Genomic DNA, 13,629 nt, shown 5'->3' on the forward strand with positions numbered 1-13,629 from the left:
AGGGTCCGAGGGAGGGGGAAGCGTCCCCCTCCCTGTATCTATTCCAAAACTTTGAGAGGGCCTAAACCCGGCCGGGGGAGAAAACTTTTGGTAAACGTAAAATAAGTTGTAAAAGGTAGCCCGAAAAAAATCTATAATAATCAATAACCAATTATAACCCATCATACCAGGAAGGATATTATATGACAACGCTTAGGGAATATCTTGATTCTGCGGGCTGCGAACCTGCACTTTCCGATCTGATAGTGCTGATCTCCGCACAGGCCGCACCAATACGCGATGCGTTTATCAGCAACCAGTCGTATGCCGGAACGGAAAATTCATCAGGAGAAGAGCAGGCCGCTCTCGACGTCTGGTCGGACGGGCACATTACAAAAATCCTTGAGGAATCAGGGCTTGTAAAGGAACTCGCATCCGAGGAAAAAACGGACATCCTCAAATTCCCCGGCGCAACGGAGAACTATGCGGTCGTCATGGACCCGCTCGACGGATCATCACTCATCCAGGTCAACCTCTGCGTCGGAACGATCGTCGGCATCTATGACAACGGCGATGCGCTCAGCAAAGGCGAAGATCTGAAAGCCGCAATGTACATGCTCTACGGTCCGATGACGGTATTAACCATAACCGTCGGAAAAGGCGTCTTCACCTTCGCGATGGACGAGACCGGGGAATACAGGATGCTTGACGGCCCCGTAAAGATGCCCGAAGGAAAGATCTACGGCAGCGGCGGCCTCAACAAAGACTGGACCGAAAAACACAGGAAGTTCATAGAATCGATCGAAACGGAGGGCGGAAAACTCAGGTACTCCGGATCATTCGTCGCCGACTTCCACCAGATCCTGAAATACGGCGGCATATACTGCTATCCTGCGACCATAGACAACAGCACCGGCAAACTCAGGCTCGTATTCGAAGCAAACCCCATCGGTTTTATCGCGAAACAGGCCGGAGGCGCAATATCCGACGGAAATACCAGCCTGCTGGAGATCAAACCCGAAAAACCGCACCACAAGACGCCGATATATGTCGGCAGCAGCGGTTTGATCAAAAGACTCGAAGAAATCTACAGAGAGTAGGTTAATCCCGAATTAGGGATTTATGGAAATTATTAATTACATTACGGCCCCATATAAAGGCAGATGGTTAACAGTATAGTATTGCCCATAAAAAAGGTCTATGCTCTCATAGATTCGAAAATTATCGTTGAAATAAAGGACGAACCGAAGACACTCCGCGGCAGGCTCGTTGCAGTAGACGAACACCTGAACATTCACATGGATCAGGCATGCGAATACGAGGGCGAAGAGAGAGGAAGAAATCTCGGAACACTCGTGATCAGGGGCAGCAATATCCTGACGATTGCACCCGAACTTTAAATTAAATCCTTATGGAACTCATGACAGATACTGAAGAAGAGGCCCTGAAACTAATCCAGTCAAATCCCGAGGGAGTGCTCCAGAGCGAACTCTGGAAACTCCTGGACATCGACAGCAGAAAATGCTCCAGAGTAGTAAAAAAACTCGTCGACTCCGAGAGGATAGACAGGATAGAGTTCAAATCGAACGGTGTCAAGACCTACCTTCTGAAAGCAAAAAGAAGCGCGGTAAATCCCGATCTCCTCCTTGCCGGAGGAGAACTCATCCCCTGCATCGGCTGCGAAGAGGAATGCAGCGTCCAGGACTGTTCACACCTCATGGACTGGATGTACCAGCTGGCAATCGAAGAATTTACAGATCAATAATTATTTTCACATATTTTCCACAAACACAATAAAACATTATATTCCACTATTGCGAGCATTCTGCCCTTAATTTTTGATATAAATCATAATCCTTATACATCCGGGAATTATAATAAAAATATTAATGGCGGGGCGCAACCGGGATGACGGCTCATCCGGTACTATCGGCACAATACTGCTTGTTTTAATAACTGTCATACTTGCAGCGCTGCTCGCATTATACCTGTTAAGCTACCAGTTCCCGGAACTGCAACAACCAAAAGAGATCCCTACAATTTTTGAAATTCAGACGATACTAAGTGAAAACCCCGATTATGACAGCAGGATCGTCCTGAAAAATATAGGAGACTGTCCCTACGAAAACCAGTACCTTTCATGCAGGATCTATATCAACGACGAACTGGCCGGCTGCAGGATAAAGACCCTGAACGGCCATGACTTCATATCAACCCATCATTACGGCGTCCAGACGGTCGGAGGTATGGGGTGCAGCGACATTTCATGGAAACCATCTGAAAAACTCGCGATAGACCTCTCGGATTCGACGATCAGGGACGGGAGTCATGTCAGGGTGGATGTCATATGGGAACCCACAGGTACGATCATATCAACCGACGAATACTATCTGAGCTGACAACCCGGATATATTCAGCCACACGTTTCCCTGCCACACAATTGGGGAATGCCAAACAAAACCAGATAAACAGCTCAGGGTCGTCGGTGTAATATATGAACGTACCAACATGTCCAAATCAGGCGCATCGTTGACAACCCCTCGCCGCGAACCGCAAAGCAGGCCCGCGGACCGGCCCCGACCCCGGGGCCTCTCCTTGCGATAGGCCACTCCGGGGATAGCCAAGTATCCCCTGCGTGGCTGGACGCGGTGGATTCATGACGTGTACGGAATGGAAAAATAGATCGGAGAATACTAAATTCAACAGCTCAGGGGACCCTTGCCGGTTCCCTGAGCGTGAGGTGAGAAGGCTATCTTAAGGCAAGGCCCCTGGGCAGGGGCCGTCCGGCGGCTTGTGGCCGCCGGTGCCGGGGGTTGCCGGAGAAAGACACGAGACAGCAAAGAGCCAAAAAGTTTTGGGGTTAAGACAGGGAATCTAAAGGATCTGGACATGGATTTTCATGTAAAAATCAAAGGAACTGAAAACAAAAGGATACAATCAATGAACCATCGATCTCATCGCAGCACGGGCAACGATCCCCGCAACCCTCAGCGGTTCGGGGATTCTTCCTTCTTTTGTAAAAGAATCGCATACAAAACAGGCTTCCGTATTATCCACGCCCCACGAACGAAGATAGACATCATACCCCGTCTTCAGGATAACCCTCTCCCTTATTCCAAGTTTTTTATATGCCGACAATCTCTCTTCATCGCCGGGGAAATGATGCATGATGTCATCCGCCAACCCTCCGGAGTCCTCATATGTCACCCCGATAACCGGAACATTGATCTCAGAGCACACTCTTTCGGGATCGATTATATTGAACCACGAGATTACGCACCCCGAGAGCATTATGTAATTGATATCCTTTCTCTGAAGAGAGGCAAAAATATTCAGCACCGCATCCGTCGCATCCGTCCCCCCTATAGTTGAAAACCCGAAAGCCGTTCCGTCGATTACCATGTCCCTTCTCATCACAACGCCCGCCAGGACGGATTTATTTGCGCCCTGAACAAAGCTTTCCGCAATACCGAGAACACGGACCCCGGATTTCAGAGTTTTCATAAAAGGACTTATGAATGTGAATTCTAATATAATGTAGCAATGGATATAAACAAGGATGAAGTCTGCATATTCATCCCGACCCTGAATGAAGCCCCGACAATAGGAGAACTCGTCCGCTCTTTTAAGGAGATGGGTTATAAAAATATTCTCGTTCTCGACGGAAACAGCACCGACAATACCGCCGGAATCGCAGAAGAGGAAGGCGCATCGGTATTCCTTCAAAAAAGGGGCAAAGGCAAGGGAAATGCAATAATTGAAGCGTTAGATTATATCAGTCAGCCCTACGTCCTCATGCTCGACGGGGACGGGACTTATCTCCCGGAAGACGCCGAGAAGATGCTCGAACCGCTCTTCGAGGGATACGACCATGTAATCGGAAACCGTCTCGACAACTTCGAAAAGGGTGCGCTGAGCAAACTCAATCATTTCGGAAACCAGATCATCAACTACCTGTTCAAGGTTGCGCACGGCACTTACCTGAACGATATTCTCTCGGGATACCGGGCGTTCACCCTCAAATCGATGAAAAATCTAAACCTGAGGGAAAGCGGTTTCGAGATCGAGACCGAGATCTCTGCCGAGAGCGTGAGAAACGAACAAAAAATCAAGGTAGTAGACATCGTCTACAAAAAGCGGCCCGGCACCGAGACAAAATTAAGGCCCATAAGAGACGGGGGAAAGATCATCACGGCGGTCTGGAGACTCGCCAAGATCAGCAACCCGACATTCTATTTCGGCGTTATCGGTCTCGTGATAGTATTGATAGGAGTCATTCTGGGCATATTCGTTTCGATAGACTGGGTAAAGGGCATAACCCATACCGAACTGACGATACTGACAGTTCTCCTGATTATAATAGGGTTCCAGATCTTCATGTTCGGGGTCATAGCCGACATGCTCGTATCATTCAACAGGGACTTAAAAATGGAGATTCAGAGGTTACAACCCCCGAATCCCCCGAGATAATATAATATTTTACAGCAGTGCTCTGCAGTCGATGTAAGAAGGTAGGCCTCCTTTAAGTCTTTGCCTTTTGCAAATGTTCCGTGGCCCTTTGCAACGACTAAGGGATTCGAGGCCAGGGCTTTCGCAACGTTCTCCGCCAGTTCGTCTGTTCCCGGTTCGCCGTCGACCACAGGTATAACAGGGCAGAGCATCTTTCCTTCACTGTCCTCCGGAATTATTTCATCGTACACGAGCGATGCGGCTACTGAGAGCGGAGGGTGGGCATGGACAATTGCCTCGGCATCATCACAGGCCAGGTATGCCCTGTAGTGAACCCTCCACTCGCTTGAAGCACCATCTTCGGGAATTCCCTCCATCGTAACGAATTTCAGGCTTTCCTCCTCATCAAGGAACGACCCACTGGAAGTTATAAGAAATCCGCCCCGGACACGGACACTCATATTCCCGAAATTGCCTGCAACAAGGCCCTCATTAAAAAGGCGCCTACCCGTCAGTTCAAATTCTTTATTCTGCATTCATCACACCTCTTTTTTATACAAAATTCCTTTGCATATTCCACAAACCAGCCGTGGCAGGTCTGGTACTCTTCCACCGAACAGGGGAGAATTTTTTCGAACAGATCCTTAAGCCGATCTTTTCTGGCGGCAATTCCGGCACACCCGGATATCCGCTCGGTATAGGAATCGATCACATAACTCGGCATGTTCAGCGCATAGCACAGGATACTGTCAGCCGTTTCCGCACCGACTCCTTTCACGCCCAGCAGATCTCTTCTAAGCTCATCGACCGGGATACCGTATAATGCATCGACCCCTCCCTTCCCGGCAACAAAAGAAGACAACTCCTTCAGGCGTCCGGTCTTCATCCTGTAGTAGCCGGTACAGCGTATATTCTCCATGACGATCTCATCGTCGGCGGCAAGCACATCGTCAAGAGTTTTTATTCCGGCGGACTCGAGATTTGAAAGTGCCTTTTCAACATTCTCCCACCGGGTCTGCTGGGTCAGGATTGCACCGATCATTACCCGATCGGCATCCCCGGGCCACCATCCGGCATCACCGTAAATATCCTGAAGACAGGAAATTATCCGTTTCAAAATTATTTCTGGTGGATTTTCAGAATCCATACAATAATTTTTAGAGAAGAGGTTTCAACAGGCTTTCAAGTGTCTCTGCAGGAGTCACGCCTTCAAGACGGTGCTCGACCTTTCCCGACTTCTCTATAACGAGTGTGGGCACTACCTGGATACCGTATTTCATAGCGAGATCCATATTTTCATCAACATCGACCTTCTTGATCTCGATCGAATCGCCCATCTTATCCTTCAGCTGATCAAGGATGGGGGACTGCATCTTGCACGGTCCGCACCAGTCCGCATAAAAATCAATTAAAACAGGTTTTGACATAATACATCAATCCTCAGATAGAGAAAAGGTCAAACGAAATTATAAATTTTATCCTTTTGCAAAAAAATTGGTAAAAAAAATTATTTGGCCGGCTTCTTTGAAAGAATTGCCATGATAATCTTTCCATATGCCGGACGGGTAAAGATTACGCCGATTAATACTCCGAGAATGGTTATTATGGCAAATCCCTTGAGAGTCGACAGATCCATGAGTGCAAGCGGAAGCATTGCAAATATAGTCGTGGATGCCGAGACGGTTATTATCCCGAGGGCGCGCTTGAATCTCTTTAGATAAAGACTCGGAGACGGCACACGCCCCTCATGAAGAACTTCATCGGTTATTACGACGAGTTGATCGATTCCCGTACCGATAACGGCAATAAGTCCGGCTATACTTGCAAGATCGAGCTGCTGGATATACCTGGCTATTCCGAGAAGGATTATTATCTCGGAGAGATTGACAAGTATCATCGGGACCACAATGGAGGGCTCCCTGTACCTGTAATAGACCATGAACGCAACGGCCAAGAGCCCGAGTATCGCAGCCGCAATACATACGATCTTGATAAATCCGCCGCGTTCTGCAGTAACGCTGCTCGAACCTGCGATATCAACACCTACAGGAAGAGCTCCTGCACGAAGATGGATCTCGAGAGCCTCTGCATCATCGTATCCTTCCTCGCCGTAGCCGGTTGAAGCACTGAGATCGTTTACAGGACCCTTTGAGAGCTTCGCCGCAAGATCGGATGAAAGAGGTGCACTGTATACCTGCTTTCCGTCAAGGAGCATGACAAGATTATGCGAATCGGGATCGGTTATGGCACCGTATTGTATACATGCATCGCGCAATGCTTCGGCACCTTCGGCGCTCAGGGTGAAGCCGACACCCCAGTAATTGTTGCGCTGGGAAGGTGTACTGACACTTGTAACCGCATCTCCCAAGAGGACATGCTCCGTTTCATTTCCGGAGGTTACAATCCTGATCTCGAACTTACCCTGCGAACTGACGATTTCCTGTGCGGTATTGATATCAGTTCCGGCAAGCTCCACGCGGACGTATTTTGTGACATCGTTCGCGCCGGTAAGCGTATTTATCTGGACGTCCTTTGTGCCAAGCGTATTGACTTTGTCCTCAAGGATGCCCTTTACCGTATCTGCAGTCTCCTTCGAGATTCCCTGTTCATAGGTTACCAGTTTGGCACCCATTCCGGCAAGGACGCTTTCAAGTTCCTCCTTCGTATAATATTCCCTTATCTCTACCGAATTGGAAGTAACAGGGATTACATCTGCATCGAGTTTTTCGGACAGCTGCGTGATAAAGTCGGACTGGGACATATCCGATTCATAGCCGATGACCTCGGACTTGAAGGATAACTGGATCCATGATCCGCCGACAAGGTCCAGCCCTAACTGGAGATTTCCGCTTATACCTTTATCGAGTGCAGGCGGAAGCGCATATATGCTCAAAACCGAGAGTATTACCAGAACCAGCACTATGAGAACCTGCCAGTCGGAAAATATTTTCGCCAGTGTGCTCTTTTCCTCGGCCATTATTTACCACCTTTCTTAACATACCATTTCAGCAATCCTGCATTCAGCATCCAGGTATTCATCATATCGATAATAAGCCCGATAATCAGAACAGCCGAGATGTCCCTTATCAGTGTGACCTGACCCAGGGAGAACACGATAAACATAACGACTACCGCTGCAAGCGTCGTCGTCGTCATGATGATACCTGTCCTGAAAGCCCCCCTGAATTTTTCGTCGACCTTACCCTGCCTCTTCAGAAGACGGGTAGTCAGAAGAATGTCACTGTCGACGGAATAACCGATAAGCATCAGCAGTGCCGCAGTGGTTCCCAGTGAAAGAGTAACGCCGAACACATCCATGAAAGCGGCGGTTATTACTATATCCGAGAATGCCGAAAGAACGACAGCTACCGAGGGGATGAATATCCTGAAGGCGACGAAGACTACAATCGCCATCAGAACAAAGGCAAAGAGGAGCGCCCAGATAGCCTGTGACTGGAGCGTCTTTCCGAAGGTTTCCCCCATCTGATAGATCGTAGCGTCGGGATACCTTGCAGTTACATGCTCGGTTAAGTCTTTGAAGCTGTCGCCTTCGATATAATTAAAGACCAGATATCCGGCAGCAACATCACTTTCTGAAATTTTGAGAGGATAATCCGCAAAATATTCCTCTATTACGTCGACCGAATCAGATGTTGACAGTGTTACCGCAACTCCGCCTGCGAAATCTATTCCAGGTTCAACCGGCATCCCCGTCGAGACGGTATTGAACGCAAGAAAGATTACAGACAGGATCAATAGACAGAGCGGTAATGCAACCATCTGCTTTGGTTCGTATCTGTTAATATCATAGGTAAATTTACCCATACATAAAATTTGTCGATGAAATTGATTAAAGGATTTGGTCCGCCTTAGAAATTCGTAAGGAAAATTGGAAAAAATCCTGAATTATAAAAATCAATAATTCTAATGATAATATATGCATAATATTTTTATAATTGATTTGTATTTATGTTAAATCGTGAAAAATACAGATAATTTAGTTATTATTTCATCTGTTTTGACCGAATAAGGGCAATACAGCAGAGAGAAGAAAATTATATATAGAATTCAAAATAATCAGTTCAACATGAGATCAGCGGCTGATCTAAAAAGAGAGATTGAAATGCGTCTCAGGAATTACCTTTCAAGAGACAAAAACGGCATCCGCCGTGAGCTGCTGAAGATTTTCGTCAGGGCGAAATCCCTGACAGTGGCCGAGACGCATAAAAAGTTAAAGGAAAAGTTCTCCGTTACGGTCCAGTCTGTTGCATCAATGGTGGGAACCATTGCTTCAAGAATCGGCATCTTTCATATAATCAAGGAAAAAGACAACGACCAGACACGCTATGAGTTAAAGGAGCAGTATGCAGATTTGGTCGCGCGGCTGGTAGTACCGGCATAGACCATTTAGGCAAAACTTATTTTTATTATTTTTAACTATATATCTGGAGAATGGAATATCAGCAGTGTCGGTCGAATACCATTGAAGTAACCGACGAAGTAAAACAATACGTTCTTGATAAAAAAAGAAATTTCAGGATTTGCACCTCGTGCGGAGGTCCTATTCTTCTCTCGACAAGTGTCAAGCCGCCAAAGTCAACCGATATTGAGATTTATGTCGGGGATTACATTATTTATGTTTCAATGTACCAGGCGCGCTTCATGGACACCATCAATATGGATATGATCCCGCAGTACTGTGACTTTTTTTAAGGCTCTTCACTGTTTTTGTGGACAAATATTTTTGTGATATTACATACGAGGCATTGCTGTATTGCCTACAGATCTCACCGGGGCAACCCCGGCACCGGCGGCTCAGCCGCCGGACGGCCCCTGCCCAGGGGCCTTGCCTAAAGATAATCTTCTCATTGCACGCCCGGGGACCGGCAAGGGTCCCCGGCCTGTTTTATTTATTTTTTTCAGGAACGTTTTTTGGGATATCCCATTCAGTACACGCAATGAGTACACCGGGTCCTGCCACTCAGGGGATACTCGGCTATCCCCGGAGTGGCTTATCACGATAGAGAGGCCCCGGGGTCGGGGCCGGTCCGCGAGCCTGCCGTGCGGCTCGCGGCGAGGGGTCGTCAACGGCAGTGAAACTCACTTTACATGAAAATCACGTTGTGATTTACATGAAACAGTCCATGAAACCATTGTTTCATAAACGTTTTTAAACCCGCACGGATTAGTGAAGAGCCTTTTTTTAATACAAATCACACAATAATATCAGGATGCCATTTCAAGAACTGAACCATACGGCAGATTACCTCTACAGGTGCTCGGGCGGCACCATAGAGGAACTGTTCACATCGGCTGCAATGGCAATGTTCTCTCTCATGTTCGACGAAAGAGAGGAAGATGCGGTAAAGATCGGGATTAAACTCGAGGCAGGGGATTTTGAAACCCTTCTATATGATCTTTTATCAGAGCTGCTGTTTTTGTCTGAAGTAGAAAGGGTTGTTTTCTCAGGCATAGATATTACTATACACGATCATTCCCTCGAGGCCGTGGCCTCCGGGGAAAAATTCGATATGGAGAGACACCGGGGCGGAACGGAGATCAAGGGTGTCTCCAGGTACGGGACGGAGATCAGGCAGGAGGACGGAAAATTCCTGGTGGACATAATATTCGATGTATAAAGGTGGTGAAGATGCTCGAAGGACTGAATAAAATATCCGATATCGAATGGGAGGTCCGAAAAGGTTACGTGGACGACATGGCGGTTCCGGGCCGGATCTTTTTATCGGAGGGCCTCGGGGAGAATCTCGAGGAAGGCGCGGTAAAACAGCTCGCCAATGTCGCGACCCTTCCGGGAATAGTAAAGTACTCTCTCGGAATGCCGGACATTCACTGGGGCTACGGGTTTCCGATAGGCGGCGTCGGGGCTTTCGATGTCGAGGACGGAATAATATCTCCCGGAGGAGTGGGCTTCGATATAAACTGCGGCGTCAGGCTGATCTCGACACCCCTGAAGAAGGATGAATTTTCCGGGATCAAGAGACTGATCAATACATTGTTCTCGACGGTTCCTACGGGTGTCGGGAACGTGGCCCCGAAGAAATTCTCGGACAGCGAGCTCGAAGACATCATGAGGGAGGGTGCGTCATGGGCGGTGAAAGAGGGATACGGAATGCCCGACGACGTCAAATCCTGCGAAGAGAACGGGATGATGAAGGAGGCCAGCACCGAGCATGTCAGTACAAAGGCGAGACAGCGCGGCAGGCCCCAGTGCGGGACGCTCGGATCGGGCAATCACTTCCTCGAAGTCCAGTACGCGGCCGAGATCATGGATGACGAGGCCGCAAGAGCGTTCGGGATCGAAAAGGACCAGATCTGTTTTATGATCCACTGCGGTTCAAGAGGGCTCGGACACCAGGTCTGCACGGATCATCTCGGGACCATCGAGAATGCGACGAAGAAGTACGGGATAAAGATCCCCGACAGGCAGCTCGCGTGTGCACCGGTGAAGAGCCCGGAGGGCGAGGCGTACTTCGGGGCGATGGCCGCCGCTGCAAATTATGCGTGGGCCAACAGGCAGATGATCACTCACATGGTAAGGGAGGTCATCGAAGGGGACTTCGGCGTCGACTACAACGAGATGAAACTTGTCTATGACGTAACCCATAACGTGGCCAAGATCGAAACTCATGTTGTCGACGGAAAAAAGATGGAGCTTTGTGTCCACCGCAAGGGCGCCACGCGTGCATTCGGCCCGGGTTCACCTGAAATACCCAAAGATCTGAGTGCGATCGGACAGCCCGTGATCATCCCGGGGAGCATGGGGACGTCGTCATATCTCCTTAAGGGAACGCAGACTGCAATGGAGAAGACGTTCGGGAGCACATGCCACGGGGCCGGAAGGCTCGCGTCGAGATCGAGTGCGAAGAAGAGCCACAGCGGTGCGGATATCAGGCAGGACCTCCTCGACCGGGGGATCTTCGTGAGGGCGACAAGCAACAAGGTGATCGCCGAAGAAGCGCCGGAGGTCTATAAGCCGAGCAGCGAAGTGGTGGATATTGTTCACAGGGCCGGCCTGTCGATGAAGGTGGCAAGGCTTGAACCGATAGGGGTGATTAAAGGATGATAAAAAAAGCGGGGGTAATATGGGACTGTGACTGTTACATAAACAAATACATCTGCGACAACGACATCGGCGGCGAGATCATTACGCCGCAGATGCTTGCGACGCCTTTTTACAAGGGGAGACTTGTTGCCGTACTGATCCCGACCGGGTTCGGAAATCCCGCGTATTCGGGGCTGATGCCCGCACTTAAGGCAACATCGGGCAGGATAAGAAAATTCGTCGAGAAGGGCGGCCGGGCGCTTGTCTTCGGGGCGATGCATGAAAAGGAGGGATGCTACGACTGGCTCCCGTTCAAAGTGAAATACACACACGAGTACTTCAGTTCGCCTGTCATAACGAAAGGGGATTCGGATTATTGCGGCATAGTGAAGGATTTCAACGAAGCCGGGATCGAATGCGACGGCTATTTCCCGGAATATGAAGGGGATTGCATTGCGGAGACTGCGGACGGCAGGTGCATCATGATCGAGAAGAAGATGGGTGACGGATGCTTTATCGTGACTTCCATACATGAGTTTCCTTCACGGGATTTTCTGACCAGGATCTGTTCGGGAGATTCGGAAATTATTTTTTAATAACAACATAAATACACAATACACAGGTGATCCGGATGGGTGAATATATAATCTCGGCCGATTCAAAGGCCGCCGATTTCAAACCTCTTGCGATGGCGATAAATGCAATGATAAAGATGCCTGTCACTGCAAGATCGAAGAACCGGAAAGGGATACGCGTCGAGGAAGGAAGGGTTGTCGACGATGACTACAGCGGCCCGGTTCTTGAAGAGGTTATTGATAAGAACGAGATGATGAGCGTGACCCCGAACGAAGGCGGATTTAAGGGGGTTCCCGTTATCGTTGCACCGATCAGAAACGAAGCAGGGGATGCGATTGGTGCGTTCGGGATTGTGGACTTCACAGGTGTCTTCGATCTCGCCACCCTCATGGAGCACCAGTCAGAGATAATCAAACAGGTCTGCGGGACCGACCCGTGCCCGCTTCCGGGGGAAGCAATCGATGCGAAAAGGTAATCCTATGAACGAGACTTCGGAAAAGATACTCGATATTCTGGAGGGGCAGGATCGCCCTATCTCCGGGGAAAAGATCAGCGAAATGACAGGGATTACCAGGTCGGCGGTCTGGAAGAACATCAACGAGCTGAAGGAACTGGGGTACTCGATCGAATCAACCAAGTCGAAAGGATACGAATTGAAAGAGTCTACCCCGAGACTGGTTCCGCACGAGATTAAGAAGTACCTGAAGACGGATTTCATCGGGAAGGATATCAGGTACTTCAGGAATACGCCGTCGACTACCTGGGTTGCAAAGGACCTTTGTTCGAAGGAGGATGCGGAGAACTTCAACGGGACCATACTTATCGCCGAGGAGCAGACTGGAGGAGTCGGGAGGCTCGGCAGGGCGTGGTTCTCTCCTTCCGGCGGGATATGGACGACGATAATCCTGAAGCCGACGATTCCGATAGACAAATTGTTCTTCGTGACGATGTCCGCGTCCATCGCGGTCGCAAGGACTATCAGGCGGATGTACGATATCGGCGCCCTGATCAAATGGCCGAACGATATCTATATCGGCGACAAGAAAGTGTCAGGAATCCTTCTAGAACTTGCCGCAGAGGCGGACCAGATCCATTACTGCCTTCTCGGCATAGGCATCGATGCGAATATCAAACCTGAGGATCTCCAGTGTTCGCTCCAGACCCCGATCACTTCGCTGAATATCGAGATCGGGCACGACATCGACAGGGCGAAGTTCCTTGCGACGATGCTCGGCGAGTTCGAGAGGAGATACAAACTTGTCGAGGAAGGAGAGTACAAGGCGATCTCGAGGGAATGGAAGAGCCTTTCGCTGACGCTCGAAAAGAGAGTGCGGATTACGACACCGCGGCGAACGTTCGAGGGCGAGGCTATAGATCTCGACGAATACGGCGCACTGATTATCAAGAAGGACAACGGAAAGATCGAACGCATCCTCTCCGGGGACTGCACTCCTATTTGATTTTTTTTTGTTTTGTATTATTGTAGGGGCATAAGCCCCTCTCAAAGTTTTGGAATATATACAGGGAGGGGGATGATTTCCCCCTCCCTTGAACCCTCCCCC

The 13,629-nt window shown here is 49.1% G+C and carries 18 protein-coding genes; 12 read left to right on the top strand and 6 right to left on the bottom strand.

Annotated features, from left to right (window positions below):
* The first annotated feature begins 182 nt into the window (after positions 1-182).
* From METPAY_RS00320 to METPAY_RS00335, 4 genes are all read left to right on the top strand, one after another.
* Positions 183-1,079 carry a class 1 fructose-bisphosphatase gene (locus tag METPAY_RS00320; RefSeq protein ID WP_048148121.1) on the top strand — a complete coding sequence of 299 codons (897 nt, stop codon included), beginning with the start codon at positions 183-185 and terminating at the stop codon, positions 1,077-1,079.
* Positions 1,080-1,142: 63 nt separating this feature from the next.
* Positions 1,143-1,379: an LSM domain-containing protein gene (locus METPAY_RS00325; protein ID WP_013329618.1), complete on the top strand. Its 237-nt coding sequence runs from the start codon at positions 1,143-1,145 to the stop codon at positions 1,377-1,379.
* 20 nt (positions 1,380-1,399) lie between these two features.
* Positions 1,400-1,744: a helix-turn-helix transcriptional regulator gene (locus tag METPAY_RS00330; protein ID WP_048148146.1), complete on the top strand. Its 345-nt coding sequence runs from the start codon at positions 1,400-1,402 to the stop codon at positions 1,742-1,744.
* A 124-nt stretch (positions 1,745-1,868) separates the two neighbouring features.
* On the top strand, positions 1,869-2,378 hold the full coding sequence (locus METPAY_RS00335) for an archaellin/type IV pilin N-terminal domain-containing protein (RefSeq protein ID WP_052418598.1): 510 nt from the start codon (positions 1,869-1,871) through the stop codon (positions 2,376-2,378).
* A 538-nt stretch (positions 2,379-2,916) separates the two neighbouring features.
* Here METPAY_RS00335 and METPAY_RS00340 read toward each other — a convergent pair.
* Entirely contained in the window at positions 2,917-3,483 is a 567-nt protein-coding gene (locus METPAY_RS00340; protein WP_048148122.1) for an endonuclease dU, read from the bottom strand.
* Between the two features lie 39 nt (positions 3,484-3,522).
* Between METPAY_RS00340 and aglJ the strand changes: the two genes are divergently transcribed.
* A complete protein-coding gene (gene aglJ, locus METPAY_RS00345; protein WP_048148123.1) occupies positions 3,523-4,449 on the top strand; it encodes an S-layer glycoprotein N-glycosyltransferase AglJ in 927 nt (308 codons plus the stop codon).
* On the opposite strand, the gene METPAY_RS00350 is transcribed toward aglJ, so the two are convergent.
* The 5 genes from METPAY_RS00350 to METPAY_RS00370 form a co-directional block, all read right to left on the bottom strand.
* Positions 4,416-4,964, bottom strand: coding sequence for an aldolase (locus tag METPAY_RS00350; protein ID WP_048148124.1), 549 nt, complete (start codon positions 4,962-4,964; stop codon positions 4,416-4,418). The two genes, aglJ and METPAY_RS00350, sit on opposite strands and share 34 nt — an antisense overlap.
* Complete coding sequence (locus tag METPAY_RS00355) at positions 4,940-5,470, bottom strand: endonuclease III domain-containing protein (RefSeq protein ID WP_245611485.1); 531 nt, start codon at positions 5,468-5,470, stop codon at positions 4,940-4,942. Before METPAY_RS00355 ends, METPAY_RS00350 begins: the two co-directional genes overlap by 25 nt.
* A gap of 115 nt (positions 5,471-5,585) precedes the next feature.
* Positions 5,586-5,855 (bottom strand): thioredoxin, encoded by a 270-nt coding sequence (trxA, locus tag METPAY_RS00360; protein WP_048148128.1) that lies wholly within the window; start codon positions 5,853-5,855, stop codon positions 5,586-5,588.
* An 80-nt stretch (positions 5,856-5,935) separates the two neighbouring features.
* A complete protein-coding gene (locus METPAY_RS00365; protein WP_048148130.1) occupies positions 5,936-7,405 on the bottom strand; it encodes a preprotein translocase subunit SecD in 1,470 nt (489 codons plus the stop codon).
* Positions 7,405-8,253, bottom strand: coding sequence for a protein translocase subunit SecF (locus tag METPAY_RS00370; protein WP_048148132.1), 849 nt, complete (start codon positions 8,251-8,253; stop codon positions 7,405-7,407). Before METPAY_RS00370 ends, METPAY_RS00365 begins: the two co-directional genes overlap by 1 nt.
* A gap of 262 nt (positions 8,254-8,515) precedes the next feature.
* Between METPAY_RS00370 and METPAY_RS00375 the strand changes: the two genes are divergently transcribed.
* The 7 genes from METPAY_RS00375 to METPAY_RS00405 all read left to right on the top strand — a co-directional run bounded on the left by METPAY_RS00375 (position 8,516) and on the right by METPAY_RS00405 (position 13,527).
* Positions 8,516-8,830: a DUF2551 domain-containing protein gene (locus tag METPAY_RS00375; RefSeq protein ID WP_048148134.1), complete on the top strand. Its 315-nt coding sequence runs from the start codon at positions 8,516-8,518 to the stop codon at positions 8,828-8,830.
* Between the two features lie 50 nt (positions 8,831-8,880).
* Positions 8,881-9,141 (top strand): hypothetical protein, encoded by a 261-nt coding sequence (locus tag METPAY_RS00380; RefSeq protein WP_048148136.1) that lies wholly within the window; start codon positions 8,881-8,883, stop codon positions 9,139-9,141.
* A 518-nt stretch (positions 9,142-9,659) separates the two neighbouring features.
* Positions 9,660-10,067 (top strand): archease, encoded by a 408-nt coding sequence (locus tag METPAY_RS00385; protein WP_048148138.1) that lies wholly within the window; start codon positions 9,660-9,662, stop codon positions 10,065-10,067.
* Positions 10,068-10,078: 11 nt separating this feature from the next.
* A complete protein-coding gene (locus tag METPAY_RS00390; protein ID WP_048148150.1) occupies positions 10,079-11,512 on the top strand; it encodes an RtcB family protein in 1,434 nt (477 codons plus the stop codon).
* Positions 11,509-12,087: a hypothetical protein gene (locus METPAY_RS00395; RefSeq protein ID WP_048148140.1), complete on the top strand. Its 579-nt coding sequence runs from the start codon at positions 11,509-11,511 to the stop codon at positions 12,085-12,087. The genes METPAY_RS00390 and METPAY_RS00395 overlap by 4 nt, the downstream gene beginning before the upstream one ends.
* A gap of 35 nt (positions 12,088-12,122) precedes the next feature.
* Positions 12,123-12,542 (top strand): DUF2111 domain-containing protein, encoded by a 420-nt coding sequence (locus METPAY_RS00400; RefSeq protein ID WP_048148142.1) that lies wholly within the window; start codon positions 12,123-12,125, stop codon positions 12,540-12,542.
* Positions 12,529-13,527: a biotin--[acetyl-CoA-carboxylase] ligase gene (locus METPAY_RS00405; RefSeq protein WP_084600629.1), complete on the top strand. Its 999-nt coding sequence runs from the start codon at positions 12,529-12,531 to the stop codon at positions 13,525-13,527. Before METPAY_RS00400 ends, METPAY_RS00405 begins: the two co-directional genes overlap by 14 nt.
* Positions 13,528-13,629: the final 102 nt, after the last annotated feature.

The sequence above is a fragment of the Methanolacinia paynteri genome, from assembly GCF_000784355.1.
GTDB classification, from domain to species: Archaea; Halobacteriota; Methanomicrobia; order Methanomicrobiales; family Methanomicrobiaceae; genus Methanolacinia; species Methanolacinia paynteri.

What these genes read in the sequence shown, in the direction of transcription:
- trxA (WP_048148128.1), bottom strand. Translation starts at nt 5,855, where the DNA reads ATGTCAAAACCTGTTTTAATTGATTTTTATGCGGACTGGTGCGGACCG.
- METPAY_RS00380 (WP_048148136.1), top strand. Translation starts at nt 8,881, where the DNA reads ATGGAATATCAGCAGTGTCGGTCGAATACCATTGAAGTAACCGACGAA.
- METPAY_RS00340 (WP_048148122.1), bottom strand. Translation starts at nt 3,483, where the DNA reads ATGAAAACTCTGAAATCCGGGGTCCGTGTTCTCGGTATTGCGGAAAGC.
- METPAY_RS00335 (WP_052418598.1), top strand. Translation starts at nt 1,869, where the DNA reads ATGGCGGGGCGCAACCGGGATGACGGCTCATCCGGTACTATCGGCACA.
- METPAY_RS00325 (WP_013329618.1), top strand. Translation starts at nt 1,143, where the DNA reads ATGGTTAACAGTATAGTATTGCCCATAAAAAAGGTCTATGCTCTCATA.
- METPAY_RS00385 (WP_048148138.1), top strand. Translation starts at nt 9,660, where the DNA reads ATGCCATTTCAAGAACTGAACCATACGGCAGATTACCTCTACAGGTGC.
- METPAY_RS00405 (WP_084600629.1), top strand. Translation starts at nt 12,529, where the DNA reads ATGCGAAAAGGTAATCCTATGAACGAGACTTCGGAAAAGATACTCGAT.
- METPAY_RS00330 (WP_048148146.1), top strand. Translation starts at nt 1,400, where the DNA reads ATGACAGATACTGAAGAAGAGGCCCTGAAACTAATCCAGTCAAATCCC.
- METPAY_RS00400 (WP_048148142.1), top strand. Translation starts at nt 12,123, where the DNA reads ATGGGTGAATATATAATCTCGGCCGATTCAAAGGCCGCCGATTTCAAA.
- METPAY_RS00365 (WP_048148130.1), bottom strand. Translation starts at nt 7,405, where the DNA reads ATGGCCGAGGAAAAGAGCACACTGGCGAAAATATTTTCCGACTGGCAG.
- METPAY_RS00370 (WP_048148132.1), bottom strand. Translation starts at nt 8,253, where the DNA reads ATGGGTAAATTTACCTATGATATTAACAGATACGAACCAAAGCAGATG.
- METPAY_RS00375 (WP_048148134.1), top strand. Translation starts at nt 8,516, where the DNA reads ATGAGATCAGCGGCTGATCTAAAAAGAGAGATTGAAATGCGTCTCAGG.
- METPAY_RS00395 (WP_048148140.1), top strand. Translation starts at nt 11,509, where the DNA reads ATGATAAAAAAAGCGGGGGTAATATGGGACTGTGACTGTTACATAAAC.
- aglJ (WP_048148123.1), top strand. Translation starts at nt 3,523, where the DNA reads ATGGATATAAACAAGGATGAAGTCTGCATATTCATCCCGACCCTGAAT.
- METPAY_RS00355 (WP_245611485.1), bottom strand. Translation starts at nt 5,470, where the DNA reads ATGATCGGTGCAATCCTGACCCAGCAGACCCGGTGGGAGAATGTTGAA.
- METPAY_RS00320 (WP_048148121.1), top strand. Translation starts at nt 183, where the DNA reads ATGACAACGCTTAGGGAATATCTTGATTCTGCGGGCTGCGAACCTGCA.
- METPAY_RS00350 (WP_048148124.1), bottom strand. Translation starts at nt 4,964, where the DNA reads ATGCAGAATAAAGAATTTGAACTGACGGGTAGGCGCCTTTTTAATGAG.
- METPAY_RS00390 (WP_048148150.1), top strand. Translation starts at nt 10,079, where the DNA reads ATGCTCGAAGGACTGAATAAAATATCCGATATCGAATGGGAGGTCCGA.